Below are 3,345 nucleotides of genomic sequence, written 5' to 3' on the forward strand. Positions count from 1 at the left end.
GTCCAGCACGGAGCGATAAGCTTTCAATGCCTGCGCCCGGACGATCTCGTCCTTGGATGCCGGGTTACTGTTGGCATCGAATAACTCGTGCAGCGCACGCGCTGTGTACCACTGGTTTTCCCCGGAAGGTCGACGGGCAAGCGCCGTCGCCCAGAGGTAGAACCGCGCCTTGGCGCCAAGCGGGCCCGCCGGAATATCCTGAAGCAGGTCGAACTTGGAGGGACCATCCGGATTATTGACATCGAACTCGAACGTCGCAACGAGCGCGAACGGGTTTTCCGGATCGTCAAGCACGCAAGATTCACCCGTAATTCCCACGTCCTCGCAGAACAGGTTGAGCACCACGTCAGTCGGCAGGATGATGCCGTTAATCACGGTCCCGTCGTTGTCGCCTGGTTCTTCGCATCCGCTCAGAACGAACAGGCCAAACACCACCGTTAGCAGTCCTTTGCAGAGCGCCAGGCGGTCCCTTCGATAGTCGGTTCTCATCATAGTTTTTCCTCGAGCACAGATCCTGAGGTCCTAGAACATGTACGTGAAGTAGAAGACGGTCTGGAAGATGTAGTCATTTTCCTGTTCCTGCAATGGGTCGGCTTCCGGACTCAGGTCAAATCGACGGTACAACGCGCGGACACCGATCCTCGTGCCGCTGCCAGCCGTTTTCCCAGCCTGATGGCCACTCCCGTCAAGGATCATCGAATAATCCACTTTGTACTGTTCCGGAAAAACCTCATTGAACTGGCGGTGAAAATCGTAGGGGCCCCATGCGTCCTTTTTCACATAGCCTTCAATAATGTGCTTGTTGGCAATAATAATCTTGCCCATTGCTTCGTAGAACTTGCGCGTGCCGCCATCGGGGTCGCCTGTGGATTGCTGGAAGCCGGTCTTCAGGTTCCAGATGTGTTTCAGCCGGCTGTGCGGGTTGAACACCATCCTGCTGGAGACGGACCAGACGTCTTCGGCAGGAAGACCTACCCCGAATGACGCATTCTCACACGTCGGCGTAAAGAAGAACTGGTTGGCGTCGGTTGGGGTCGGGTACCGCGTATAGGTGCCGCCGATATTGAACGCAAACCGGGCGTCTTCGGCGAAGTCATTGTCCCAGTTGTAGAAGAACGACGCGCCGGTCGGGTCGTAAGTCAGGAATACTTCCGCGGACCGCGCTTCACGGTTACCGAGTACCGCGAACGGGTCGCTATCCCGGTCTCGAGCACCCGACCCGGGAAAGACGATGCCACCCGGGCCGGTCGACGGTTCGACGTTCGGGTTCGCGTGCACCAGGTTGTCACGATACATCACCCGGGGATACAGCATGAAGTTGCCAAAGTTCATCATCATGCCGGCTTCGTATTCCTGTTTATTGCCTAGCTCGGAATACGGCAGCCCGGTGGGATCCGGCCAGCCAAAGTCCTTGCGGACGGCGCCACCGTCGGCAACGAGCCCGGCGTGGTGCGTCGCGATGTAGGAGGTCGTGCCAAACAACGGGAATGTCAGCTTGGCACGGAATCCCAGCGTGTCCTCGAAATCGATCTCGTCGAGAATAATCGTCGGCTCAGTCAGACTGCCCGTAACCCGAGTGAAGGGATCGTCGATCTTTTCCCCGCTGGCCACGATGCCACCGAGTTCGAGGGTCATGCCGTTCGCGAAAGCGCGCTTCGCATACAGTGTCGTTTGTCGAGTTTGCCGCTCGGTCGCTGCCGTCGATGACGACGAGTCATCGCGGCGAGCGATGTCTTCCACGTGCATGAACGCCAATTCCGTCCGGCCCCAGTTGAACTCGTACTTCAGAACAGCTTTCGGGTTGGCACCCCAGTAGACCTCGGGCCCGACCAGAATTTTCAGTCCACCCCACTCACCCTTGCCGGCAATTTCCACGCCCGCGGGCGCCTTGGCATTCCAGATGTCCTGGCCGGCGAGATCGGTCGTCTCGCGGATCAGGCCGAAGAAATCGCCTTCGTCTTTCCAGTGATAACGCGGCGTGTGATAGAAGGCGTTGATATCGAAATTTTCGCCCTCGTAAGTGGCCTCGAAATCGTAGATCTCGACCCGTTCGCGATCATCAAAGACGGCGAAGTCAGCGATGATGTCATCTTCCTCCGTGAAGTCCGCTTCTTCCGGGAGCGGCGGTCTTTGTATCGCCACCTCGACCGGCAGCCCGCGCCGGCCGTACTGGATCTCAAGCGGCTCTGTGTCGGCGACATTGCCGAGAATGTTGACCGTCATTTGTCCGTAGACGTCTTCCCTCGGCTGAAACCCGAAGTCGAGGAACAGCATCTGGCCATCACTGAATTCGAGGCCATTCTCGCCCTGCTCCTTGATGGCGACATCCTCTCCTTTGACGACCATTTCTCCCTGGAGACTGCCGCCGGTGAATGTCAGCTTCTGCTTCTGCTCCTTGTTTTCACTTTTGAGCAGCCGCACTTCGCCCTTTAATGCGTACATTTCCAGGTTGAGGTCGTTGATGCCCTGGTTGAACGCGGCCTTCTTGTGCGTGTACGGGTCCATCGCCCAGATTGCCGCCAACACGTCGTAAGCCATCCTGGGCCGTGCGGTGAAAACGCCGTCCGAATTCTGTGTGCCAAGAGCGGTGATTCCGAACCACTCTTCATTCATGTTGTTCTTGCCTTCGGCCCAGTCAAACAGGTAGGCCTGGTTGGACCAGGACGCATTGGTATCCTGAACGTCGAGCCGTTCGATCTGCAGGTACTTCCACCATTCATCGCGCCACTCGAACACGAAGCCACCGATCGAGTTGCCCTCTTCACCGTTTCCAGCGGCCTTGTTGTACATTTCCTGCCACTGATCCTTCAGAAGCAGCGCCTGCGAGACCTGGTCTTCTTCGAACGTACGCGCATTAAAGGCGTCGCTGCCAAACTCGTAGAACACGACCGGAACGTCCAGCTTCTCATCCACTTCTCGCCACAGCGAGGTGAAGCTTGGACCGCGATACGCGTTGACGCCCAGCACGTCCATGTCCGTGCAGAGCTCCTTGATCAGATCGATATACTGGATATCCCCATTGACGATCGAGAACGGGTGATTGGGCGCGATTTTTTTACCTTCAGCCATAACCTCGTTCCACAGGCTGTAGAGGTATCTCGCTTTCGCCGTGTTTTGCTCACCAACGGGCAGGTTCTCGATTTCGAAACTCGACCACGACAAGCCGTAGTTGCTCTCGTTTCCGAACGCAAACATCAGTACACCCGGCGTGTTCTTGTACTGGTCAACGATTTCCAGCATGTCTTTCAACAGCGTAGCGCGGGTCAGCGGGTCGGAATAGTCGGTAAACGGCACCCACTTGCCGCCGATGGTGTAGCCGTAGCGGCCCATCAGTGGGTTGATGAC

The 3,345-nt window shown here is 57.2% G+C and carries 2 protein-coding genes; both read right to left on the reverse strand.

Annotated features, from left to right (window positions below; all coding sequences use genetic code 11):
• A partial coding sequence (locus HKN37_11440) for a hypothetical protein (GenBank protein NNE47262.1) occupies positions 1 to 492 on the reverse strand: 492 nt, incomplete at its 3' end.
• Between the two features lie 30 nt (positions 493 to 522).
• Positions 523 to 3,345: hypothetical protein (locus HKN37_11445; GenBank protein NNE47263.1), on the reverse strand; the 2,823-nt coding region annotated here is incomplete at its 5' end.

The sequence above is a fragment of the Rhodothermales bacterium genome, from assembly GCA_013002345.1.
Taxonomy (GTDB): domain Bacteria; phylum Bacteroidota; class Rhodothermia; order Rhodothermales; family JABDKH01; genus JABDKH01.